Below are 23,351 nucleotides of genomic sequence, written 5' to 3'. Positions count from 1 at the left end.
TGACCGATCGGTTCGCCGGTGTCATCGTTCGTCCGAGCCGGTGCCCGCGGCACCCTTCAGCACGGCCCGGCTGATGATGAGCCGCTGCATTTCGCTGGTGCCTTCGTAGATCTTCGTGATGCGGGCGTCGCGGTAGAGGCGCTCCACCTCGTACCCGCGGATGAAGCCGTTGCCGCCGAACACCTGCACGGCGGCGTCGGCGTGGCGCACGCATCCCTCGGACGCGTACAGCTTGGCCATCGAGCAGAGTGTCTCGGCGTCCGCCGCGCCGGTGTCGAGGGCCCGCGCCGCCTCGACCGACAGCGCGGTGCCGGCCCGCAGTTCGGTGGCCACGGTGGCGAGGGAGAACGAGATGCCCTGGTTGGCGGAGATCGGCTTGCCGAACTGGCTGCGGTCGAGGGACTGCCGGGTGGCGGCGTCCAGTGCCGCGCGGCTGATGCCGAGGCTCAGTCCCGAGATCCCGAGACGGCCCTTGGCCAGCACCTTCATCATGTAACCGAACGCCTTGCCCTCCTCACCGAGGAGCGCGTCGGACGACAGCCGGACGGAGTCGAACACCAGACCGCCGACCTGGGACGCCCGCTGCCCCATCTTGTGTTCGTGGTAGGCGCGGCTGACGCCGGGCTGGTCGACATCCACCAGGAACACCGAGATGCCACCGCGCTTCCCCAGTTCGGGGTCGGTGACGGCGAGCACGACCGCGAAGTCCGCGACCGGGGCGTTGTGGATGTAGATCTTCTCGCCGCTGAGCACCCAGCCGTCGCCGCTGCGCACCGCCCGCGTGGTGATCGACCCGAGGTCGGAACCGGAACCCGGCTCGGTGAGCGCGTAGGCGCAGCGCTTCTCGGCGGAGAGCATCGGGCGCAGGTACTGCTCCTGCTGCTCGGGGGTGCCGTAGTTGCCGAGCAGGCTGCCGAGGATCTCGACGAGCCCGCACTGGTCGGCCACCGACGCATAACCGTAGGACAGCGACTCCATGACGAACAGGTAGTCGAGGGCGGTGCCGCCGAATCCGCCGAACTTCTCGGGCACGGTGATGCCGAAGAGCCCGATCTTGCCCATCTCGGCGTAGATCTCTTCGGGGAATCGTTCGGTCTCGTCCAGTTCGCCGGCGACCGGCCGGATCCGTTCGTCGACGAACTCCGCGACGAGCTTGCGTTCGTCGGTTCCGAGCACGGACGACGGAATGACACTGTTTCCGGTTGGCATGTGGTTCTCTCCTCAGATGTGTACGGCGACGGGGGCGAACAGCCCCGCGTCCATCAGGCGTGGGTTCTTGATGATCGGACGGAATCCCATGTGCGGAAGAATGTCCCGATCGATGTCGATTCCGGGAGCGACCTCGGTGAGTTCGAGGCCGTCCCGGGTGAGCACGAAGACGGCGCGTTCGGTGACGTACACCGCCTCGCGTCCCTCACGGACGGCGAGAGCGCCGGAGTAGGTGACCTGGTCGACGCGGTCGACGAACTTCGGCACCGACCCTTCCCGCCGGATCACCAGTTCTCCCCCGACGATCTCGATGTCCAGTCCGCGCGCGGTGAAGGTTCCGCAGAACACGGCGCGCGGCGAGTTCTGGGAGATGTCGATGAACCCGCCCGGTCCGACGATGCCGCCGCCGATCTTGCTGACGTTGACGGCGCCGGTGACGTCGACCTCGGCCATGCCCAGGCAGCTGACGTCGAGCAATCCGCCCGAGAACAGGTCGAACTGGGTGGTCGACGAGTGCACGACCTTCGGTCCTCGTGCGGCCCCGAACAGGTCGCCGGAGACGGGGATGCCGTCGATCAGCCCCTGCTCGATGGCGAGGGTGACGTCGTCCAGGCGGTCCTGTTCGGCGAGCGCGTCCACGACCAGCGCGGACACCCCGAAGCCGACGTTCAGGACGTCGCCGTCCCGAACCTCGGCGGCGGCCCGCCGGGCGATCAGCATGCGGATCGGGTCGTGGTCCGTCGCGTCGAAGCCGGCGTTCGCCGCGTCGCCGGACAGTTCCGGGTCGAATTCGCCTGCGTACGTCTGCCATTGGGCCGGCGCGTGGACCACGTCGTCGACCAGGACCGCCGGGATGTGCACGAGCCGTGGATCGATCGGCCGGTCCAGCAGATTCTTCACCTGGACGATGACCCGGCCACCGCAGGCCTTCGCCGCCTGAGCGACGGCCAGCGCGTCGAGCTGCGCGGCCTCCCCCGAGCACGTGACGTTGCCGGACGGGTCGATGGAATCGCCGCGGACGATGGCCACGTCGACGGGAAACGGCTTGTAGCGCAGATACTCACGACCGTCCAGCGCGAGGAGTTCGACGAGGTCCTCGGTGGCGGACGGCGTGAACTTGCCGCCACCGTGCCGCGGGTCGACGAACGTGTCGAGACCGGTGGCGGTGACGAGGCCGGGACGGCGCGCGCCGATCTCCCGCAGCAGCTGACTGATCGCGCCGCCGGGCCATGCGTACGCCTCGATCTCGTCGTTGCGGACGAGTTCGATCATCGTCGGCGACCACGTCCAGTGCCCGCCGATGACCCGCTTGATCATGCCCTTGTGCGCGAGGTGGTTGGTTCCGCGGCGCACCCGGTCACCGATGCCCAGAGCGTGCACGATCGTGAGGTCCCTGGGCGATCCGGTCGCGAGAAAGCACTCCTCCAGCGCCTTCAGCACAGTGTCCGGTTCGAGGATTCCGCCGCCCGAACCGGTGAGGGCGATCGTCGATCCTGGTGCGATGCCGCTCACGGCTCGTGTCGCGGTGGTCGGTGTCCAGCGCCTCGCCGCGGCACCCGGTCCGGGATGTGTCATATCCGCTCCTGTAAATGCTTACATTCGGCCAATCGGTCCATGAACGCCATGTACCTCGGTTATTGACACACTATATTGTGAGCTGAACAACATCAAGAAAGCGGTTACAGAATTTTTCCGAGACTGATCCGGCTATCGGAAGAACACGATTCGCCGACGACTGCCGCGTCGGCCTGCTTCACCGCACCGGCGCAGCACTGTGCGCCGGGGTGACCTGGATGATCGACGGCTCTGTCGCCGACCCCGCCTCTATCGTCCGAGCGAAAACGCCGGGGTCAGCTCGGGACGGGGCCCGTCGACTCGCGAATGACGACGTCCGCGGAGATCAGCGGCGGAGACGTGGTGGTCTCGTTGTTCAGGGCGGCGCGCATCAGCGACCACGCCTGGTCGCCCAGATCGATCTTGGGGCTCACGACCGTGGTCAGGCGCGGCGCCAGGTGGCGTGCCATGTCGATGTCATCGAAACCGGTGACCGAAATGTCCTCGGGGACACGGAGTCCCCGCTCCCGCAGTTTCGAGATGACGCCGAGCGCCGTCAGGTCGTTGAAGCACACGAGGGCGGTCGGCTCGTGCGTGAGCGCTTCCTCCACCACGTCGTAGCCACCCTCGATGGTCCCGTCCGACGGCACCGCCGTCGCCTCGATCCCGAGCACCTTCGCCATTTCGATGGCCCGCCACCGCTCGCGGTTCTGCCAGGCCAGGTCCGAACCCTTGACGTAGACGATCCGGCGGTGGCCGAGCTTCGCGAGGTGCCCGCACAGCTCCATCATCGGGGTGAAGTTGTCGACCGCGACCATGGGGAGATCGACCCCCAGCTCCACCCGGTTGACGAGCAGGACGGGCGTCGACTGCCTGGCGAGTTCCTTCAGCCCGCTCGTCGGAATCCTCGACGAGAGCAGCACGAGACCGTCGACCTGGCCGAGCAGGTCGAGCGCGGTGGCGAGTTCGTCGGCCGCGTCACCGGAGTAGTCGGCGACGAGCATGCGGTATCCGTCGGCGGTGGCGCCGTGGTGCATCTGTTTGACGACGTCGAAGAAGTACGCGTTGGCCAGGTCGGGCAGGATCACGCCCATGTTTCTCAGCGACCCGAGGACGAGTCCGCGGGCGGCGCTGCTGGGCCGGTAGGACAGCTCGTCGGCGACCTTGTGCACCCGGGCCGCGAGGTCCGGGGTCACCGACGAGCTGCCGCTCATGACGCGGGAGACGGTGGCGATCGAGACGCCGGCGGCCTTCGCTACGGTGTTGATCGTGACGCGACGGCTCGCGGGCACTCGGGTCTGATCCGCCATCGTTGCCTCTGCATCTCTCGTCGCCATTGCCTCCGTCCACCCAGTGAAGGGTGGAAACGCTTACAGCGTAGCGCGAAGGCGGCCCCGGATCACGCGGACGCTCACTCCCCGTGCAACAACGCGCGCGTTCCGAGCAGTTTCCGCGACGTCAGCAGCACCTTGACGTGCCTGCTGCCGTTCGATTCGAGCTCCTCGACCGCGCGGCCGAACTCGTCCAGCGCGAACGTCGCGGTGTGCAGCGGCGACGCGTCCACCTGCCCCGACTCGAGCAGTTCGGCCGCGTCGACGAAGTCCTGCCGCACATAGTTCCGGCAGGCCACGACGGACAGTTCGCGGGCGTAGAGCGCGCTGTAGTCGAGCGTCAGTTCGTGCCCGGGTTTCGCGGACGCGATCGCCACGTACCGGCCGCCCGGAGCGAGGACCCGCAGCGCCAGCCGAGCGGATTCCTGGGAGCACACCGTGTCGTAGACGAGGTCGACCGATTCCGTCCGGTCCCGGAGCCAGCCCTCGAGCGCGTCGCCCGACTCCGTCGTGAAATCGCTCATCCCGCATGCCAGGGCGGGCCGCTCCCGTTCGGTGTAGCGATCGACGCCGAGCACCCGGACGCCCCGGCTCCGGGCCACCAGCGTGGTCGCGAGACCGATCGCCCCGGTCCCGACGACCAGCGCGGTGTCCCCCGCCGACACGCCGCCGCGGCGGACGACGTGAACGCCGACCGCGAGCGGTTCGACGAGGGCCCCGAAACGGTCCAGCACCGCGTCGCTGACGGGCACGCACTGCGTCTCGGGGACGACGAATTCCTCACTGAAACACCCGCGCGGATCGGACAGCCCGAACACCCGGATACTCGGGCAGTTGTTGATCCTGCCGTCGCGGCAGGCGCGGCATCGGCCGCATCCCGTCGTCGGGTAGACCATCACCGGCTGCCCGACCGTGAGACTCGTTCCCGGGCCCACCCGCGACACACGTCCGGCGCATTCGTGGCCCAGCACCGTGGGGTACGCGGCGACGGCGTTCCGGCCACGCAGATGCGACAGGTCGCCGCCGCAGATCCCCGCCGAGTCGAGAGCGACGAGCACCTCCCCCTCACCGGGTTCCGCGACGTCACCGCGGTCGAGACGATAGGAGTTCGGACCGTCGACCCGAATACTCAAGACTGACATGCACTTTCCCTTTCCTCGGAGACGATTTCCGGTGTCGTGCCGGCAGCGGCGGACCGGTAGGCGGCGTCGATCACCGACTGCACGCGCAACCCGGACCGGGCGTCGGACAGCGGCGCTGCCCCTGCCGCCCAACTGGTGAAGACGTCCTCGTACAACGACCGGAACCACGCCGACATCGACAACGGGTCGGGTCCGGACGCGTCGACGGTCCCATCGACGAGGGTGCGGGCACCGTCGCCGATCCGGACGAGCGAATCGCCCACCAGCCGAAGCTGTCCCGCGTCGCCGAAGAGGTGGATCGTCTCGGCCCCGCCCGGCCAGGCCGCCGTGCTCGCCGTCACCGACGCCGCATGTGTGCCCTGGTCGATCAGCAGGTGGATCGTGTCCTCGGCCTCGAGCCGCCCACGGCTGGTCGAGGACGCGGCCACGACACTGCGCGCCGGTCCGGTCAGCGACAGGTAGAGGTCGAGGGTGTGGATGGCCTGGGTGATCAGCGCTCCGCCGCCGTCGCGGTCCCAGGTGCCGCGCCCGGCCTCGGCGTAGTAGGAGTCCGGCCGCCACAGCGGGACGGTGACGGTCGCCGAGCGGAGCGTGCCGATCGCGCCGTCGGCGAGCAGTTGCCGTGCGCGGACGGCCGCCTCCTTGTAGCGGTGTTGCAGCGTGACCGCGGCCCGGACACCGGCCCGCTCCGCGACGTCCACGATCGCCTGCGCATCAGGCAGCGAGGCCGCCAACGGTTTGTCGATCACCAGGTCCAGACCGCGTTCGGCCAGCGCCGACGCGACCGCGAGGTGACTCGAGGGCGGCGTGACCACCACCGCCGTGTCGGCGTCCAGGGCCGCTGCCGCGTCGAGACTCGGGAGGATCCGCGCCTCCGGTGCCAGCCGGTGGGCGGCGGCCGCCCTCGTCTCGTCGCGCGTCACCACACCGACCACGTCGGCGCCGACCGCCCGCAGGGCCGTGAGGTGCGCGGCGCTCGCGAGACCGGCGCCGACCACCACGACACGACGGGTCACGATGCCGCCTCGACGTGGGTGCGCGCACCCACGCTCCGGCCGAGAGTCTCGGGGAGCAGGGCGATGCCGATCAGACCCACCACGCTCAGGCCCATGAGGTAGCTCGCGACGAGCCAGGGTGTTCCGCCCGCGACGGCGACGAGGGCCGTGGCGACCAGCGGGATCGTGCCGCCGACCACCGCGGCGGGGATCTCCCGGGAGATCGCGATACCGCTCCAGCGGATCTTGGTGGGGAACAGTTCGGAGAGCAGCGCGCCGCCCGGGCCCGACGTCGTGCCCTGGACGAGGCAGATACCGAGGATCAGCGCCAGCCCGACCATCCACGGCGACCGGGTGTCCAGCATCATGAACATCGGGAACGGGAAGACGATGCCGAAGACCGCGCCGGACAACAGGACCGGCTTGCGGCCGATCCGGTCGGCCAGGCGGCCGAAGCCGAGGATGACGGGGATGGCACAGAACTCGGCGACGATCAATCCGATCAGGGCCTGGGTGGAATCGACCCCCAGGGTCTTGGTCACGAACGACAGCGCGAAGACCTGCATGACGTAGGCCCACGGAATCACGAAGCTGAACAGGGCGAGTCCGCACAGGATCTGCCGCCAGTGGTTGCGGACCGCCTCGACCAGCGGTGCACGGTCGACCTCACCGTGCTGGGCGGCCTCCTCGAACACCGCCGTCTCGTTCACCTTCAGTCGCAGGTAGCCGGCGACGAGAACGATGACGGCACTGGCCAGGAACGGAATACGCCAGCCCCAGGACAGGAAGAGGTCGTCGGGCATCAGCGTGAGCAACGCGAAGATCGCGGTGGCGCCGCCGGTTCCGACGTAGATCGCGGCGCCTGGATACGCACTGGAGAGGGCTCGCCGGGAACTGTCGGTGGATTCGGTGACCATCGTGATCGCCCCGGCGAACTCGGCGCCCGCGCCTGCGCCCTGGAACAGGCGGAGGACGATCAGGAGAATCGGCGCCCAGATGCCGATCGCGTCCGCGGTGGGCAGTGCCCCGATCAGCGTCGTCGAGGCGCCCATCACGAGCAGGGTCATGAGGAGCATCGGCTTGCGGCCGATCCGGTCACCGAAGTGCGCGAAGACCAGCCCACCGATCGGGCGGGCGCCGAGGCCGACGGCGAACGTCCCGAAGGCGGCCATCGTGCCGGCGAGGGATCCCGCCCCGGGGAAGTAGAGGGGCCCGAAGACGAGGGCGGCCGCGAGACCGTAGAGCGTGAAGTCGTACCACTCGATCACGGTTCCCGCCGCGCTCGCCTTGATCACCCGGCGGCGTTGCTGTCCCGCCGACCCGTGCGGCACCGCGGTCGACCGCTCGGTGCCGAGTTCGGTCATGCCCATCGAGAACTCCTGACTGTGGAAAGGAACTGCCGGAACCCGACTACTATGACTCACGTCACCGAGTTTGTAAACGCTTTCTCAGCTCCGGCGGCGCAATTCCCGTTCACACAGTTCACAGCAATATGACCGATGTTTCCCGGCTACATGCGGGTAGATACCGCTTTCATTTCCGGTCGCGGGCCGGAACCGGCCTCGCGTTCAGGTGGGAGGCGTCGACCTTCTCCGGCGCGAGGTAGCACTCGGAGTCACCGCCGACAGATTCCGGAGGTCCGCGGCGGCGCGCGGGCCGATCGAATGGAACCTGGCGGTCCGAAACGGTTAGATGGGACCTGAGGTTCCGGACAGTGCAGCGTCGTACGTCGGAGTGAACGGAGACACAGATGCCAGGCCCAGTCGCGAGATTGGCACCCCAAGCAGTCCTCACTCCGCCCAGCCCTGCCGCCCTGTTCCTGGTGCTCCTCGCCGGCCCCTCCGACGAAGACCGCGCGACGGTGTGCGACGTGATCTCCGGCATCGACGGACCGCTCAAGGCCGTGGGATTCCGCGAACTCGCCGGCTCCCTGTCCTGCGTGGTCGGTGTCGGCGCGGAGTTCTGGGACCGCGTGAGCGCGTCGTCGAAGCCGGCCCACCTGCACCCGTTCGTCACACTGTCCGGACCGGCCCACAGCGCGCCCTCCACACCCGGTGACGTGCTGTTCCACATCAAAGCCTCGCGCAAGGACCTGTGCTTCGAACTGGGCCGCCAGATCGTCTCCGCGCTGGGGTCCGCCGCCACCGTCGTCGACGAGGTGCACGGCTTCCGCTACTTCGATTCCCGCGATCTCCTCGGATTCGTCGACGGCACCGAGAATCCCACCGAAGACGACGCATCCGACGCTGCGCTGATCGGCGACGAGGACCCCGACTTCCGGGGCGGCAGTTACGTGATCGTGCAGAAGTACCTGCACGACATGGGTGGGTGGAGCACGCTGAGCACCGAGGAACAGGAACGGGTCATCGGGCGCACCAAGCTCGACAACATCGAACTCGACGACGACGTCCAGCCGAGCAATTCGCACGTCACCCTCAACAGCATCGTCGACGAAGACGGCGTCGAGCACGAGATCCTGCGGGACAACATGGCATTCGGCAGCCTCGGCGAGGCCGAGTACGGGACCTACTTCATCGGGTACGCGAAGGACCCCGCCGTCACCGAGTTGATGCTGCGAAGAATGTTTCTCGGTGAGCCGCCCGGAAACTACGACCGCATCCTCGACTTCTCGACGGCGGCCACCGGCACGTTGTTCTTCGTGCCGAGCCGGGACGTGCTCGAATCGCTCGGCGACGCACCGGCCGTCGCGGAGTCGGCGCCCGAAGACCCGGTCGAGCCCGCCGCGGCCGACCCGTACGACCTGTCCCTGAAAATCGGTGGTCTCAAAGGAGTATCGCAATGAGTGATTCGAGCAATCTGCACCGCAACCTGGCACCCGTCACCGAGGCGGCCTGGCAGCAGATCGGCGAAGAGGCCACCCGCACGTTCAAGCGCCACGTCGCGGGCCGGCGCGTGGTCGACGTCGCGGGACCGTTCGGATACTCCTATTCGGCCCACAACCTCGGCCGGGTCAACCCGATCAAGACTTCCGACAGCAGGATCCGCGCCCAGCAGCGGCAGGTCGACCCGCTCGTCGAACTCCGGTTCCCGTTCACCCTGAGCCGCGCCGAGGTCGACGACGTAGCCCGCGGTTCCCTCGACTCCGACTGGCAGCCCGTCAAGGACGCCGCGAAGGCGGTCGCGTTCGCGGAAGACCAGTCGATCTTCCAGGGATTCGACGAGGCGGGCATCCGCGGACTCGGACCGTCCAGCGACAACCCGGTTCTCAGCCTGCCGGAGGATCCGCTGCTGATCCCCGACGCCGTCGCCTCCGCGCTGTCGGCGCTGCGACTCGCCGGAGTCGAGGGACCGTACTCGGTGGTGCTCGACGCCGACGCGTACACCGCGGTCAGCGAGACCCGCGACGAGGGACATCCGGTGTTCCACCACCTGCGCGACCTGGTCACCGGGGACATCATCTGGGCACCCGCGATCAGCGGTGGATACGTGCTGTCCACGCGTGGTGGCGACAACCAGCTGACCCTCGGCACGGACCTGTCGATCGGCTACGACAGCCACACCGCCGACGAAGTCACGCTCTACCTCGAGGAGACGTTCACGTTCGCCTCGCTCACCGCGGAGGCGGCAGTCGTCCTCGCACGCTGACGCACACTGGGGGGCCGTCAGCCACCGAACAGCAGGTACAGCCCACCGAACGTGTAGGTGACCATGGTGAGCAGCAGTGCCAGCTGCCCGGTCAGCTGATGGCCCCGCGGCAGGAGCCTCATGGATTTGTCGTGCGCCGCAATCACTCCCAGCACGTGCCCGGCGAGGACGAACAGCACCTTGATCGACGCCGAGGCGGCGGGGTGCTCGGACAGCACGTACCAGGCCTCGGCGTCGCCGAGTCCCAGCAGGTTCCAGCCCCGCCCCATCGGGTCGGCCAGCAGGATCACCGTCGCCTGCCCCTTCTCCACCAGATACGTCAGATAGTGCGCGAAGACGTAGCCGATGACGATCGGGATCAGCGAATGCGACAGCTGCCCCGGGAGAGCGGCGCGCTGCTCGGGCCGCAGTCCCCCGGTGGCCCGCGAGGCCACCCAGAACGACACCCCGACGAAGCCGACGAAGACCAGGAGCCCGGCCGTGCGCACGAGGGTGGCGCCGATCGGGGAACCGATCCCGTCCACCAGACGCGACCACCAGAGGAACGCGGAGAAACTGTCGAAGGCAGTGGACCCCAGCAGGGTTGCCGTCAATGCGACCGAGCCGGCCCGGACGGGCATCGACCCCAGGTGGTCCAGCGGGTTGCGCAGCACGATCCGTCCGCTCGGCCGGTCCCGGCTCAGCGGAGACAGCCGCGACGCCAGCGTGCTGTACACCTCGAACGGATCGCCCCGCTCGCACCAGCGCTCGCCGCACAGAAACGCCCCGGCCGTCGCGACCACGACGTACACGAGCAGCCACGTGCGCACCGCGGCCACGGAACCCGGGTCGCCGGAGGCGAGTTCGAGCCAGACGAAGGCGAACAGTCCCGCGACCGCGGGCCGGTAACCCCACGAGTTGCGGTACCGCGCATCATTTTCCGCCGGTGAGCGGCCGATCGCCGCGCACACCGACCGGTGCACGGTGCGGACCGGAGACAGCACCCGCCAGACCGGCCCGAACGCCAGCGACGCCGCGACCAGCCCCACCCAGAGCAGCACGTAGAACACGCCCCGCAGTGCGTTCTCCGACGACGCCGACGGTCCGAAGAAGGCGGCGAGGGCCACCCACACCGCGAACACCACACCGGCCGCGGCCAGCACGTTCCGCGTGACCGGCGCGTCGGCGAACCGGGTCACCCAGCGGGGCAGCTCGCGCCCCGGGTTGTCCGGATCCAGCTTCGGGGTGCGCCACGCGAACGCCAGCACAACGAAGGAGACGGTGAGCGCCCAACTCGCCCCGACCAGCGCATACGTGAACGGGATGGGAAGGTCGGTGGATCCGCCGAGCCCGTGCGCGAGAACAGCGGTCATGGACGCACGAGCAGGGTGGCCACCGTCTTACCCGTGTCGTGCAATTCCACCGCCACCTGACCCGGAACATCAACGGAGAACTGGGTTTCCTGCGTTCCGGGGTGAATCTCGAACGAGTGCTCCGGAACGGCGTGCACGTGCAACTCGTCGTCGGCGTCGCTGTCGATCCGCACCGTGACGGTCTCCCCCACCGTCGCCTCGATGCGTTCGTTGCCCGGTGTGACCGTGCCGTTCTCGATCACGACGTCGATCACGACGCCGTCCTCCGTGGCCGGTGTGTCGTCGTCGCCTCCGCAGCCCGATACCAGGGCGACGACGACAGCGGGTATCACTACAATTCCGGCCCACCGCCTGATCACCTAGTTCTCCTCTTCGTTCGCGCTCGGACCGTGCTTCGCGTTCTCGGCATTCTCGGCGGCTTCCGCCTTGCGGTCCCGGACCGCCAGGTAGATGACCAGTCCGGCCACCAGGAACGCCGGGACGAACGCCGGAATCGCCAGCAGCACCGAATGATCGGCGAGGTAGACGACGTCCGGATCGTGCACCGGGTTCATGTCACCGTCACGTCCTCGCGGGTGCCGGTGGCCGCCTGCCCCTGCGTGTACTTGCTGATCCGGCCCGCTCCCCACGCCAGCGCGGTGATCAGCGCCAGGGTGCACACGAGCACCACCAGCGATGCTGCGCCGAACAGCCAGGACGGGTGGTCGAAGTTCCGCTCCCGCTGCAGGATGGTGATCTCCGGGACGAAGTCGCGGGTCGAGGACGCGACTGCGGGCAGTTCCTCCGCGCCGATGCCCGGGTCGCTGGGCAGGTAGATCGGGACGGCCGTCATCGTGCGCCCGTCCTGCACGCGCAGCAACGTCTTCCATGTTCCGTGAACCGGGACCGGCTCGTGCGTCCGGTAGGTGCCGGGACCGGTGCGTTCGAGCCGGTCGACCGTGAAACCGTTGCCCAGTCCGGGGCCGCCCTGCCAGGACAGGATGGACACCCACGCCGGATCGTCGCTCGCGAGATCGGGTGGGTCGATGCGCACCTCCGCGTCGACCATGCGGCCGCCGTCCGGGGTGGCCTCCGTGAGAGCGATCGCCGCGGTGGCGTTGTCCGGGACCGTGGCGACGAGGCCGTTGGCCGTGGCGCCGGCGATCACCACGACGGTGGCGACGACGATGGTGCGGCTGATCGCCGGGCGCGGAAGCCCCTCGGATCGTAGCACCCGCCCGAGCAGGGCGCCGCAGGCTCCGGCCGCGATGGCGACGGGCACGGCCATGGCCAGGGCCTCCGGCCACATGCTGGTGGGCCAGGGGTAGATGTACACGGCGTCGATCCATAGCGACTCGAGCCACAGCCCGACCGTCGCGACGAGGAGTCCGCCGACGGCACCGAACGCCACCCGATTCTTGATCAGCGGTGTCAGAGCGAGCAATTCGATCACCACCGCGGCGCCGAGGCACAGTTCGAACACGTTGGTGGGGGCACCGAGAACCGGTCCGACGATCAGCGCCGTGATGGCGCGCACGACGCCCGCCACCGCCACGGCCACGATCGCCGCGAACGGTCCGAGAACGATGCGCGCCGCCACCAGGGTGAAGGCGGCCGCTCCGGCGATCATCATCGGTTGCAGGACGAGCCGGAACTGCTCGACGCTGAAGTCGTATTCGATCTGAAAGACGGACAGGCCGATGAGCAGGCCGCCGAACGTGCCGCACCGCAGGAACCAGATGAGCCTGCTGTCCGGCTTGACCTCCCCGGGGGTCGCCATCCGGCCCTCGTAGTCCAGGAGCAGGACGCCGATCAGCGACAGTCCCGCACCGCCGATCAGCATCAGGTGCGTCGGTCCCCACAGCGTGACGTCCTGACCGAAGATCCGGTGCCAGACGTCGTCGAGCGGGAACCCTATGAGGGCATACAGACCCGCTCCGGCCACGAGGACGCCGCCGACCGGGACGTACCAGGTGCGGGTGATCTTGATCGCCGCCGGACCGGGTTTCTCGTCGCGCGGCAGGATCATCGCCAGCATTCCGGTGATGAACAGCAGGAACAGCCCGACGAGGATGAAGTAGTGCGCGGGGTTCGCGAGCGGCCCGTCGTCGCGGCCCCGCCCGATGTGCAGGCTGACGTCCCAGATGAAACCGAAGAACGCCGTCAGGATGGTCCCGACGAACGTCACCAGGGGCAGGGCCACCCACGGGGGCCGGTCGAGTGCGCGCGACGCCGCGTCGGCAGTCGTCTGCAGCCACGTGATCTTGCGTGTGCGATGCAGGTACGCGATCCACAGCAGACCCACGGTGATGATCGCCGTCGCCACCGTGATTCCGATGATCTGGTCGAATGCCGCACCGCCACCCTCTCCGCCCGACTGGGCGAGAATGAGTGAACTCGGAGTAACAGTAACTTGGCTCACGGGGTGATTATGTGCGCCTCGTGCCGAAAATGCCAGACCCTCGACCCGGAAACCCGCGGACCGTATGCAAATCTATTCAGATCTGCGATCGAACGTAGATACGGCTAGATTCCCCTAGCGATGCCTCGACCAGCGACAACTGCCACCGGCCGCACGCGCAGCCGAGGTAGGTGACCACGCCCGTGCTCGTTCGATGCCGGGATACTTCCTGCCAGTCGTGTTCGTGATGTTCGCTCATGCACCCAGCGTGATGTAATGACATTGTGCATCTCAACCCTTACGGGGAGTATGCGGTCACGCTCGCCGCCGACCTCGCGAATCACCCGCCCGCCTCGACCGGCGAACTCGTCGGCCGATGCGTCGACGCCGGCATCGTCGTCGACTTCCCCGTCACCGACGCCGACCTCGCCGACGTGCTCGCCATGCTCGATCGGTGGTCGGCGATCGCCGACGCCACGAGCGACGAAACCCGGGCCGAACAGGTCAACCTCCTGCTCACGAAGGCGTCCGCCTACCCGCGGCTGACCAACCACGCCGGCGACGGCTGGCACCTCCACTACCGCGACGACCAGCAGTCCCTCGCCGGCGTCCTCGAGGCACTGTTCTCCGTCGGCACCGCGCTGCACCTCGTCGGCCGCGGCATGCATCGTCTCGGCCGCTGCGCGCTCGAGGAGTGCACCGCCATCTACGCCGACACCTCGCGCAACGGCCGTCAACGGTACTGCTCACCCAAGTGCGCGAACCGGGACGCCGTACGACGTCACCGGGCGCGCTGACTCGTGTGCGAGATCCTCCCCGTGTACTCCCGCTTCTCGACTACCGACTCGAGGACAGGAACGCCGTCGACCCCGACAGATCGCCGGGACGGTGGGTGCGGGACTGCACCAGCCCGCGGCGTTCGAGGATCGGCCGCACCCCTTCGCCGAAGTTGAAGGCCTCTTCGAGGTGCGGGTAGCCGGAGAGGACGAAGTGGTCGAGTCCGAGCGCCGCGTACTCGGCGATGCGGTCGGCGACCTCCTCGTGGGAGCCGACCAGCGCGGTGCCCGCGCCGCCGCGGACCAGGCCGACCCCGGACCACAGGTTCGGGGCCACCTCGAGGGCGCGTGCGCCGGCGTCCTTCGAGTAGGCGCTCCCACCGCTGCGCAAATAGGCGGCACCGCCGCCGTGCAGTTCGCGCATGCGCCGCTGGCCCTCGGAACCCGAGCGGGCCAGGCTCTGCTGCGCCTGCTCGACGGTTGCCGGGTCGAGAGCGGACAGCAGGCGGTCGGCCTCGGCCCACGCCTCCTCGGACGTGTCGCGGCTGATCACGTGCAGCCGGATGCCGTAGTCGAGGGTGCGGCCCTGGACGTCGGCGAGGTCGCGGATCCAGGCGATCTTCCCGGCGACGGCACTCGGCGGCTCGCCCCAGGTGAGGTAGGTGTCGGCGAACTGGGACGCGACGGTGCCCGCCGCCGGCGACGACCCGCCGAAGAAGATCGGCGGCACCGGGTCGGGGATGCGCTGCAACTGGGCGTTCTCCACCCGGATGTACTCGCCCGCGTAGTCGACCGGTCCGGTTCCCTCCCACAGCTTTCGGATGACGTCGAGGAACTCGCCGCAGCGGGCGTAGCGCTGGTTCTTGTCGAGGTAGTCGCCGTAGGTGCGCTGCTCGTGGTCCTCACCGCCGGTGACGACGTTGAGCAACAGCCGCCCCTGCGACTGCCACTGGAACGTCGCCGCCATCTGCGCTGCCAGGGTGGGGCTGAGCAGTCCGGGGCGCAGCGCGACCAGGAACTTCAGCGTCTCGGTGGTCTCCAGCATCATGGCCGTGGTGAGCCAGGCGTCCTCGCACCACGCACCGGTGGGCGTCAGGACCGATTCGAAACCGTTCGACTCCGCCGCTGCGCCGATCTGATTGAGGTATCGCAGCGTCGCGGGACGGTCTCCTGCCATGGAACTCCCGTGACCACCCGCCATCAGGTTGCGGGAATCACCGTAGGTGGGAAGGAACCAGTGGAAATGCAGAGACACGCGCGATCCTCTTGTCGACGACAGATGGGCAGCGCAGGCCAGTTCATCAACGACGGAGCCGGGCCGCGAGGGTTTCGATCACCGTGATTCAGAGTAGTGCTCGACCGCAGCCGGCAAGGTTACGGTCGCCGCGCTATGACTACGCTGTCCGACGCCCCGTACACATCCTCGAACGAATCCGACCTCGAACGGCGCAAGCGGCTCCGTACCGTCGTCGCCGCCAGCCTGCTGGGGACGACTGTCGAGTGGTACGACTTCTTCCTCTACGCGACGGCCGCCAGCCTGGTCTTCAACCAGCTGTTCTTCCCCGATCAGAGTTCGTTCGTCGGCACCATGCTGGCGTTCGCCACGTTCGCGGTCGGTTTCGTGGTCCGGCCGATCGGCGGAGTCGTCTTCGGCCACATCGGCGACCGCATCGGACGGAAGAAGACGCTCGCACTCACCATGTTCATCATGGGCGTCGCCACTGCCCTGATGGGTGTGCTGCCGACGGCCGCACAGGTCGGGGTGATCGCGCCGATCCTGCTGCTCCTGCTGCGCATCCTGCAGGGATTCGCACTGGGCGGCGAATGGGCGGGCGCCGTGCTCCTCGCCGTCGAACACAGCCCCGCGAAGAAGCGCGGCATCTTCGGCAGCATCCCCCAGATCGGCCTGGCGCTGGGCCTGGCCCTGGGCACCGGCGTCTTCGCCGCACTGCAGGTGATCTTCGACGACGGCCAGTTCCTCACCTACGGATGGCGAATTGCCTTCCTGCTGAGCCTGATCCTCGTCTTCGTCGGATTCGTGGTCCGCCTGAAGGTCGAGGAGACTCCCGCGTTCCAGGAGGTTCACGACCTCTCGAAGCGCTCCTCCGCTCCGCTGAAGGATGTGTTCCGCGGCCGGGTGCGCCGGGGCACCGTCCTCGGCCTGCTCTCGCGTTGGGGCGAGGGCGCCGCGTTCAACACCTGGGGCGTCTTCGCGATCACCTACGCCACCAAGAACCTGGAATTCGCCAAGATTCCCGTCCTCCTCGTCGTCACCGTCGCCGCGACGGTCATGGCGGTGCTCCTGCCCTTCTCCGGCCTGCTGGTCGACCGGTACGGGGCCAAGCGGATCTACCTCATCGGGATCGGGGCCTACGGACTCGCGGTCTTCCCCGCGTTCGCCCTGTTCGGGACGGAGAATCTGGTCCTGTTCGGCGTCGCGATGGTGCTGGTGTTCGGCGTCATCCATGCCCTCTTCTACGGCGCGCAGGGCACGCTGTACGCGAGCCTGTACCCCACCGAGATCCGCTACACCGGACTGTCCGTCGTGTATCAGTTCTCCGGGATCTACGCGTCGGGCGTCACGCCGATGATCCTCACCGCCCTCATCGCGGTCGGGGGCGGAACCCCCTGGCTGGCCTGCGGCTACCTCGCCGCCACCTCGGTCGTCAGCGTCGTGGCGACCGCCCTGATCCGAAAGCAGGACCTCTACCTCTGAGACCGCCCAACTTTCCGAACGGGCTCTGACGGCCATGTTCGATACACCAGTGTATCCGATACGCTAGTGTATCGACGGTTGCTGTCGACCCGATCGGAGGAGAGGCCATGCCGACGTCACCGGCGCACTCCTCCGAGCCTGCCACCAGCACACCCCGGAAGGTGACGAAACGGCGCGGCCAGACTCGGCGGCGACTGCTCGACGCCGCCGTCGAGGTGTTCGCCGAAAACGGGTTCGGACGGTCGACGGTCGAGCAGATCTGCGAACGCGGCGGCTATACCCGCGGCGCCTTCTACTCCAACTTCGCGTCGCTGGACGAGATGTTCTTCGCCATGTGGGAACAGCGCTCCAGCGCGATGCTCGCGCAGATCCGGCTGGCCGCCGACTCGTCGAGCATCGACCTCTCCGGGCTCACGCCTGCCGAAAAACTGCGCGCCGGCACCGAACTGGTGCTCGGCGTCGTCCCCGTCGACGACCAGTGGTACCGGATCAACGCGGAATTCACCGCCCACGCCCTGCGCAACCCGTCGCTGAAGAAGGCACTCGCAGCCCGCGAAGACACGATTCTCGACACCATCGTGCCCATCCTCGAGAAAGCTCTGCACAGACTCGGGCGCCGCATCGCCGGCGATCCCCGGGTGCTCGGCCGCGCGCTCGTGGCGCTGCACGACGGCACCAGCGTCCAGTGCCTGATCGAGGACGAGAACGCCGCCGCCCGGGAACTGCGCCTCGAACTGTTCACCCGAGTCGTAACCGCCTACACCGAACCCGACACCACCCACACCCACACACACCGGAAAGAGGGGTCCTCGTGACCGAACAGGCTGATGTGATCGTCGTCGGCGCCGGACTGGCCGGACTCGTCGCCACCTACGAGATGGTCAAGGCCGGCCGGAAAGTCCTCGTCGTCGACCAGGAGAGTTCGGCGAACCTCGGCGGCCAGGCCTTCTGGTCGCTCGGCGGCCTGTTCCTCGTCGACAGCCCCGAACAGCGGCGCCTCGGCATCAAGGACTCGTACGAACTGGCGATCCAGGACTGGATGGGCACCGCCGCCTTCGACCGCGAGCGCGAAGACCAGTGGCCGCGGCTGTGGGCGCAGGCGTACGTCGAATTCGCGGCCGGCGAGAAGCGGCAGTACCTCCACGACCTCGGACTGCGCCTGATGCCGAACGTCGGGTGGGCCGAACGCGGACGCGGATCCGCTCTCGGGCAGGGCAATTCCGTTCCGCGTTTCCACATCACCTGGGGTACCGGCCCGGGTGTCGTCGAGGTCTTCCTCACCCGCGTCGTCGCCGCGTCGAAGCGGGGACTCGTCACGTTCAAGCACCGTCACCAGGTCGACGAGATCGTCGTCACCGACGGCGCCGCCACCGGTGTGCGCGGCACCGTCCTCGAACCGTCCACCGAGGCACGCGGTGTGAAGAGTTCGCGAACCGCGGTCGGGGAGTTCGAATTCTCCGCGCAGGCCGTGGTCGTCACGTCCGGCGGCATCGGCGGGAACCCCGAACTGGTCAAGAAGAATTGGCCCGCACGACTCGGCAAGGCCCCCGAGAACATGCTCGCCGGTGTCCCCGCGCACGTCGACGGCCGCATGCTCGAGATCACCGAGAACGCCGGCGGCAACATCGTCAACCGCGACCGCATGTGGCACTACACCGAGGGCATCCAGAACTGGGACCCGATCTGGCCCAACCACGGCATCCGCATCATCCCCGGCCCGTCGTCGATGTGGTTCGACGGCAACGGCAACCGCCTGCCCAGCCCCAACTTCCCCGGTTTCGACACCATGGGCACCCTCGAGCACATCATGAACAGCGGCCACCACCACACCTGGTTCGTCCTCGACCAGAAGATCATCGAGAAGGAATTCGCGCTGTCGGGGTCCGAGCAGAACCCCGACATCACCGGCCGCGATTTCAAACTCCTCGCCGAACGACTCAAGAAGGGCGCCCCCGGCCCCGTCGAGGCGTTCAAGCAGCACGGCGCCGACTTCGTCGTCCGCGACAACCTCCGCGACCTCGTCGACGGCATGAACGCCCTCACCCCCGACGCACCGCTGAAGTACGAGGACCTCGAACGCGAAATCGTGGCCCGCGACCGGGAGGTGAAGAACTCCTACACCAAGGACTTCCAGGTCATGGCGATCCGCAACGCCCGGAACCTGCTGGCCGACAAGATCACCCGCGTCGTGAGCCCGCACGAGTTGCTCGACCCCAAGAACGGTCCCCTCATCGCGGTCCGGCTGCACCTGCTCACCCGCAAGACCCTCGGCGGCCTCGAGACCAACCTCGACTCGCAGGTGATCCGGCCCGACGGCGCCCCGTTCGAGGGCCTCTACGCCGCCGGTGAGGTCGCCGGATTCGGTGGTGGCGGCGTCCACGGGTACAGCGCACTCGAGGGCACCTTCCTCGGTGGCTGCATCTTCTCCGGCCGGGCCGCAGGTCGCGCGCTGGCCCGCCGGCTGTAGGCTGCTCCGCCGCCCGTGCGTGCGTAACGAGTCCCTGAACTCCTTAACCACTCACGGGCGCAAGCCTCTCGGACGCCTCCAGTTCGCGGACCAGCGGCAGGACGTTGGCCCCGAAGTATTCGATCTCCTCCTGGAAGTGCAGGAAACCGCCCAGGATGAGGTCGACTCCGCGACGGCGGTATTCGACGATGCGCTCGGCGACCTGCTCCGGCGTGCCGATCAGCTGTGTGCGGAAGCCGTCGTTGTACTGGACGAGATCCTCGAACGTGGAGTCCGCCCACATTCCCGACTTGTCGGCGGTGGACGCGCCCGCCTGCTGGACGGCGGACCGGAAGCCCTCGACCGCGGGCTTGTTGGCCTTCTCGATGATTTCGCGGAGGGTGTCGCGGGCCTCCTTCTCGGTGTCGCGGGCGATGATGAACCCGTTGAGCCCGAACTTCACTTCCCGGTCGTGTTCGCGCGCCACCCGTCGTACGTCGTCGATCTGTTCGGTGATGCCGTCGTAGTCCTTGCCGTTGCTGAAGTACCAGTCGGAGTACCGGCCCGCGTTCTGTCTCGCGGCGGCGGAGTTGCCGCCCTGGAACAGTTCGGGGTTCGGGCGGTCGGGCGTATTCAGCGGTTTCGGCTTGAGCGTGAAGTCGTGGATGCGGTAGAAGTCGCCGCGGAAGTCGACGTCGTCCTCGGTCCAGATCTTGCGGAGCACCTGCAGGAACTCGGCGCTGCGCCGGTACCGCTCGTCGTGCTCGAGCCACGGCTCCCCGAGGTGGGTGAACTCGTCCTTGAACCAGCCGCTCACGACGTTGACGGCGAACCGGCCGTTCGACAGGTGGTCGGCGGTGGCTCCCAATTTCGCCAGCACGGCGGGCTGCCACAGACCGGGGTGGACTGCGGCGATCACCTTCAGCCGCTCGGTGGCGAGCAGGAGCGCGAGGCTGAAGCTCGTCGACTCGTGCTGGAATTCGGCCCCGTAGCTGGCCTCGTACCGGACCTGGCTGAGCGCGTACTCGAACCCGTTGTTCTCGGCGGTCTGGGCGAGTTTCTTGTTGTACTCGTAGTCCCAGCTGGTGCGCTGTTCGATGTCGGACGTGACCAGCCCGCCACTGACGTTGGGCACCCAGTAGGCGAACTTGATCTGCTCAGCGATGTGTTCGGTTGACATACCCAGCATGGAACCCGCCGGCCCGGCAGACGCCCACCCTTCCAATCAGCGCGCGTCCAACCCTTCACCGGGCTCGCGGGACCGTGTGAGGTTCGACGGCATGACAGCCGTACAGGAACGAAGAGCTGCACAGCCCATCGCGAGCGAGACCGACTACGACACGCTCGCCGCCCGGTTCCGCCCCCTCTTCGCCGACATCGCCGAAGGTGTGGTGGAACGCGAACGCGACCACGTCCTCCCCTACGAGCAGATCGACGCCCTGAAGAAGGCCGGTTTCGGGGCGGTGCGCGTGCCGACATCCCACGGCGGGTCGGGCGCGAGCATCCCCCAGCTGTTCCGGCTGCTCGTCGAACTGTCCGCGGCGGATTCCAACGTCACGCAGGCCCTGCGCGGACATTTCGCGTTCGTCGAGGACCGCCTCGTCGCCGCCGACGGTCCCGACCGCGACACGTGGCTTCGGAGATTCGCGGACGGTCAACTGGTCGGCAACGCGTGGACCGAGATCGGCGACGTTCCGCTCGGCGAGGCGAACACCAAGGTGTCCCCCGTCCCCGGTGAGGCCCACTTCTTCGCGAACGGGACGAAGTACTACAGCACCGGTTCGATCTTCGCCGACTGGATCGACCTGTACTCGCAGCGCACCGACACCGGCGCGTTCGTGATCGCCGCGGTCGAGGCGCGTCAGCCTGCCGTCACGCACAGCGACGACTGGAACGGTTTCGGCCAGCAGACCACCGGTTCGGGCACGTCGACGTACGAGAACGCGATCGTCCAGCCGGAGAACATCTTCGACTTCTCCACCCGGTTCAAGTATCAGACCGCGTTCTACCAGTTGTTCCACCTCGCCACGCTCGCGGGCATCGCGCGGGCGGCGACGGACGCGATCGCCCGCCGGGTGGCGGCCCGCACCCGCACGTTCAGCCACGGCAACGCCCCCACCTATGCGCAGGACGCGCAGATCCAGCAGGTGGTGGGCGAGGTGTCGGCCGCGGCGCATGCCGCCGAGGCGATTGCGCTGCACGCGGCGGAACCCGCCCAGTGGGCGTACGAGGCCGCGTTCACCGGCAGCCCGGACGAGGAGAAGTCAGCCAACATCGCCGCCGAGATCGCGTCGGCCCAGGGCCAGATCTCCGCCACCGCGCTCGTCGTCCCCGCCACCGCCACGATCTTCGACGCACTCGGCGCGTCCGGGGTCAGCCGCGACTGGGACCTCGACCGCTTCTGGCGGAATGCACGCACCGTCGCCAGCCACAACCCCGTGGTGTTCAAGGCCAAGGTGGTCGGCGACTACGAGATCAACGGAACCGAACCCGTCTACGTGTGGGCCATCGGCACCGCACCGAGCGCAGAGGGAGACAAGGCATGACCGTCATCACCGAACAGAAGATCTGGTCGGACGCCCCGGCCACCGCCGACGGCTGGATCGCGCGTGCGCGTGAGGTGAGCGCGATCCTCGCGCGCGACGCCGTCGAACGCGACCGCGCCGGCGGTGCACCGTTCGACGAAGTCCGGCTCCTCAAGGACAGCGGGCTCGTCACCCTGCTCGGGCCCACCGAATTCGGTGGCGCCGGACAGCCGTGGGAGACCGCCTACCAGGTGGTCCGCGAGATCGCGCGCGGCGACGGCTCCCTCGGACAGTTGCTCGGCTACCACTACCTGTGGGCGTGGGCCGTGCGACTCGTGGGCACCGCACCGCAGATCGGGGCCGTCGAGGAGTTGTACACGAGCAACCGCTTCCTGTTCGGCGGGGCGGTCAACCCGCGCGACACCGACCTCACGATCGTCGACCGCGGGGACACGCTCGTCTACAACGGGGTGAAGTCGTTCTCGACGGGCGGCCGTGCCACCGACCTCACCGTGCTCGAGGGCATCATCGAGGGCACGGCCACGCACGTGTTCGCGATCGTGCCGACGGCGCAGGACGGCATCGTGTTCCGGGGTGACTGGGACAATCTCGGGCAACGCCTCACCGACTCCGGCACGGTCGAGATCAACGACGTCGAAGTGGACTGGTCGGGGGCGGCCGGGTTCGTGGACAAGGAGTTCCAGCCGCTGGTCTACAACACGCTGAACTTCCCCGCGCTCGAGATCGTGTTCGCCAACTTCTACGTCGGCATCGCCCGCGGCGCACTCGACACCGCGGCCGAATACACCCGGACCCGGACCCGTCCGTGGCCGTACGGCGGTGACGACAAGGAACTGGCGACCGACGAGTGGTACCTGCGCGAGGGCTACGGCGACCTGCAGTCGAAGCTGTGGGCGGCGGAGGCGTTCGTCGATCAGGTGAACCGCGAGGCGAACGCGGTACTGCACGACGCGCGGGAGAACCTCACCGAACAGGCGCGCGGGGACCTCGCCGTCCGTATCGCCGCCGCCAAGATCCGCGCCGCCGACGTCGCCCTCGAGATCGGCACCAAGGTGTTCGAACTGACCGGTGCACGTGCCACGTCCAACACGGTGGGTCTCGACATCTTCTGGCGGAACGTGCGGACGCACACCCTGCACGATCCCGTCGCGTACAAGCGGCGCGAGGTGGGCGGCCACCTGCTGGCCGGCGAACTTCCCGAACCCACCTGGTACACATAACGATTCCGAACCCCGAGTCCGGCCACCCGTCGACGGTGGCCGGATTCGGTGCGTCCGCACCACCGACCCACGGAGAAC

Annotated in this window: 20 protein-coding genes; 8 read left to right on the top strand and 12 right to left on the bottom strand. The window is 68.1% G+C overall.

The window, feature by feature from the left end; translation table 11 throughout:
- Nucleotides 1–21: 21 nt before the first annotated feature.
- From CJ179_RS17380 to CJ179_RS17355, 6 genes are all read right to left on the bottom strand, one after another.
- Nucleotides 22–1,209 (bottom strand): acyl-CoA dehydrogenase family protein, encoded by a 1,188-nt coding sequence (locus CJ179_RS17380; protein ID WP_072946326.1) that lies wholly within the window; start codon nt 1,207–1,209, stop codon nt 22–24.
- Nucleotides 1,210–1,221: 12 nt separating this feature from the next.
- Complete coding sequence (locus tag CJ179_RS17375) at nt 1,222–2,784, bottom strand: CoA-transferase (RefSeq protein ID WP_095862360.1); 1,563 nt, start codon at nt 2,782–2,784, stop codon at nt 1,222–1,224.
- Nucleotides 2,785–3,059: 275 nt separating this feature from the next.
- Nucleotides 3,060–4,073 (bottom strand): LacI family DNA-binding transcriptional regulator, encoded by a 1,014-nt coding sequence (locus CJ179_RS17370; RefSeq protein ID WP_072946328.1) that lies wholly within the window; start codon nt 4,071–4,073, stop codon nt 3,060–3,062.
- Nucleotides 4,074–4,174: 101 nt separating this feature from the next.
- Nucleotides 4,175–5,227, bottom strand: a complete 1,053-nt coding sequence (locus CJ179_RS17365) for an alcohol dehydrogenase catalytic domain-containing protein (RefSeq protein WP_095862725.1) — start codon at nt 5,225–5,227, stop codon at nt 4,175–4,177.
- Nucleotides 5,224–6,252, bottom strand: coding sequence for a Gfo/Idh/MocA family protein (locus CJ179_RS17360; protein ID WP_072946330.1), 1,029 nt, complete (start codon nt 6,250–6,252; stop codon nt 5,224–5,226). Before CJ179_RS17360 ends, CJ179_RS17365 begins: the two co-directional genes overlap by 4 nt.
- Nucleotides 6,249–7,601 carry an MFS transporter gene (locus CJ179_RS17355; RefSeq protein WP_072946331.1) on the bottom strand — a complete coding sequence of 451 codons (1,353 nt, stop codon included), beginning with the start codon at nt 7,599–7,601 and terminating at the stop codon, nt 6,249–6,251. Before CJ179_RS17355 ends, CJ179_RS17360 begins: the two co-directional genes overlap by 4 nt.
- Nucleotides 7,602–7,981: 380 nt before the next feature.
- Here CJ179_RS17355 and CJ179_RS17350 point away from each other — a divergent pair, with 380 nt between their 5' ends.
- Together CJ179_RS17350 and CJ179_RS17345 are read left to right on the top strand one after the other, a co-directional pair.
- The gene (locus CJ179_RS17350; RefSeq protein ID WP_072946332.1) at nt 7,982–9,034 is read left to right on the top strand and encodes a Dyp-type peroxidase; all 1,053 of its coding nucleotides are present in this window, start codon (nt 7,982–7,984) and stop codon (nt 9,032–9,034) included.
- The gene (locus tag CJ179_RS17345) at nt 9,031–9,837 is read left to right on the top strand and encodes a family 1 encapsulin nanocompartment shell protein (protein WP_072946333.1); all 807 of its coding nucleotides are present in this window, start codon (nt 9,031–9,033) and stop codon (nt 9,835–9,837) included. Before CJ179_RS17350 ends, CJ179_RS17345 begins: the two co-directional genes overlap by 4 nt.
- Nucleotides 9,838–9,854: 17 nt before the next feature.
- Here the strand turns inward: CJ179_RS17345 and CJ179_RS17340 are convergent, their stop codons facing one another.
- The 4 genes from CJ179_RS17340 to CJ179_RS17325 are packed head-to-tail and all read right to left on the bottom strand — an operon-like array spanning nt 9,855 to nt 13,590.
- Nucleotides 9,855–11,189 (bottom strand): hypothetical protein, encoded by a 1,335-nt coding sequence (locus CJ179_RS17340; RefSeq protein ID WP_095862359.1) that lies wholly within the window; start codon nt 11,187–11,189, stop codon nt 9,855–9,857.
- Complete coding sequence (locus CJ179_RS17335; RefSeq protein ID WP_095862358.1) at nt 11,186–11,548, bottom strand: hypothetical protein; 363 nt, start codon at nt 11,546–11,548, stop codon at nt 11,186–11,188. The genes CJ179_RS17340 and CJ179_RS17335 overlap by 4 nt, the downstream gene beginning before the upstream one ends.
- Nucleotides 11,549–11,743, bottom strand: a complete 195-nt coding sequence (locus CJ179_RS17330; protein ID WP_095862357.1) for a hypothetical protein — start codon at nt 11,741–11,743, stop codon at nt 11,549–11,551.
- Entirely contained in the window at nt 11,740–13,590 is a 1,851-nt protein-coding gene (locus CJ179_RS17325) for a hypothetical protein (RefSeq protein WP_095862356.1), read from the bottom strand. The genes CJ179_RS17330 and CJ179_RS17325 overlap by 4 nt, the downstream gene beginning before the upstream one ends.
- A gap of 263 nt (nt 13,591–13,853) precedes the next feature.
- Here CJ179_RS17325 and CJ179_RS17320 point away from each other — a divergent pair, with 263 nt between their 5' ends.
- Nucleotides 13,854–14,366, top strand: a complete 513-nt coding sequence (locus tag CJ179_RS17320) for a CGNR zinc finger domain-containing protein (protein ID WP_095862355.1) — start codon at nt 13,854–13,856, stop codon at nt 14,364–14,366.
- Nucleotides 14,367–14,406: 40 nt separating this feature from the next.
- On the opposite strand, the gene CJ179_RS17315 is transcribed toward CJ179_RS17320, so the two are convergent.
- Entirely contained in the window at nt 14,407–15,600 is a 1,194-nt protein-coding gene (locus CJ179_RS17315) for an LLM class flavin-dependent oxidoreductase (RefSeq protein ID WP_095862354.1), read from the bottom strand.
- Nucleotides 15,601–15,735: 135 nt separating this feature from the next.
- On the opposite strand from CJ179_RS17315, the gene CJ179_RS17310 reads away from it, so the two are divergent.
- From CJ179_RS17310 to CJ179_RS17300, 3 genes are all read left to right on the top strand, one after another.
- Nucleotides 15,736–17,061, top strand: a complete 1,326-nt coding sequence (locus tag CJ179_RS17310; protein ID WP_072946340.1) for an MFS transporter — start codon at nt 15,736–15,738, stop codon at nt 17,059–17,061.
- A 107-nt stretch (nt 17,062–17,168) separates the two neighbouring features.
- Nucleotides 17,169–17,876 (top strand): TetR/AcrR family transcriptional regulator, encoded by a 708-nt coding sequence (locus tag CJ179_RS17305; RefSeq protein WP_095862353.1) that lies wholly within the window; start codon nt 17,169–17,171, stop codon nt 17,874–17,876.
- On the top strand, nt 17,873–19,528 hold the full coding sequence (locus CJ179_RS17300) for an FAD-binding dehydrogenase (RefSeq protein WP_095862352.1): 1,656 nt from the start codon (nt 17,873–17,875) through the stop codon (nt 19,526–19,528). Before CJ179_RS17305 ends, CJ179_RS17300 begins: the two co-directional genes overlap by 4 nt.
- 43 nt (nt 19,529–19,571) lie before the next feature.
- Here CJ179_RS17300 and sfnG read toward each other — a convergent pair whose 3' ends face one another.
- Nucleotides 19,572–20,687 carry a dimethylsulfone monooxygenase SfnG gene (gene sfnG / locus CJ179_RS17295; RefSeq protein WP_072946416.1) on the bottom strand — a complete coding sequence of 372 codons (1,116 nt, stop codon included), beginning with the start codon at nt 20,685–20,687 and terminating at the stop codon, nt 19,572–19,574.
- A gap of 100 nt (nt 20,688–20,787) precedes the next feature.
- Here sfnG and CJ179_RS17290 point away from each other — a divergent pair, with 100 nt between their 5' ends.
- Together CJ179_RS17290 and CJ179_RS17285 are read left to right on the top strand one after the other, a co-directional pair.
- The gene (locus tag CJ179_RS17290; protein ID WP_095862351.1) at nt 20,788–22,053 is read left to right on the top strand and encodes an acyl-CoA dehydrogenase family protein; all 1,266 of its coding nucleotides are present in this window, start codon (nt 20,788–20,790) and stop codon (nt 22,051–22,053) included.
- A complete protein-coding gene (locus CJ179_RS17285) occupies nt 22,050–23,273 on the top strand; it encodes an acyl-CoA dehydrogenase family protein (RefSeq protein WP_095862350.1) in 1,224 nt (407 codons plus the stop codon). Before CJ179_RS17290 ends, CJ179_RS17285 begins: the two co-directional genes overlap by 4 nt.
- The last annotated feature ends 78 nt before the right edge of the window (nt 23,274–23,351 follow it).

This window comes from Rhodococcus sp. ACS1, assembly GCF_002300155.1.
GTDB lineage: Bacteria > Actinomycetota > Actinomycetes > Mycobacteriales > Mycobacteriaceae > Rhodococcus_F > Rhodococcus_F koreensis.
This window is presented reverse-complemented; position numbering and strand designations above follow the sequence as displayed.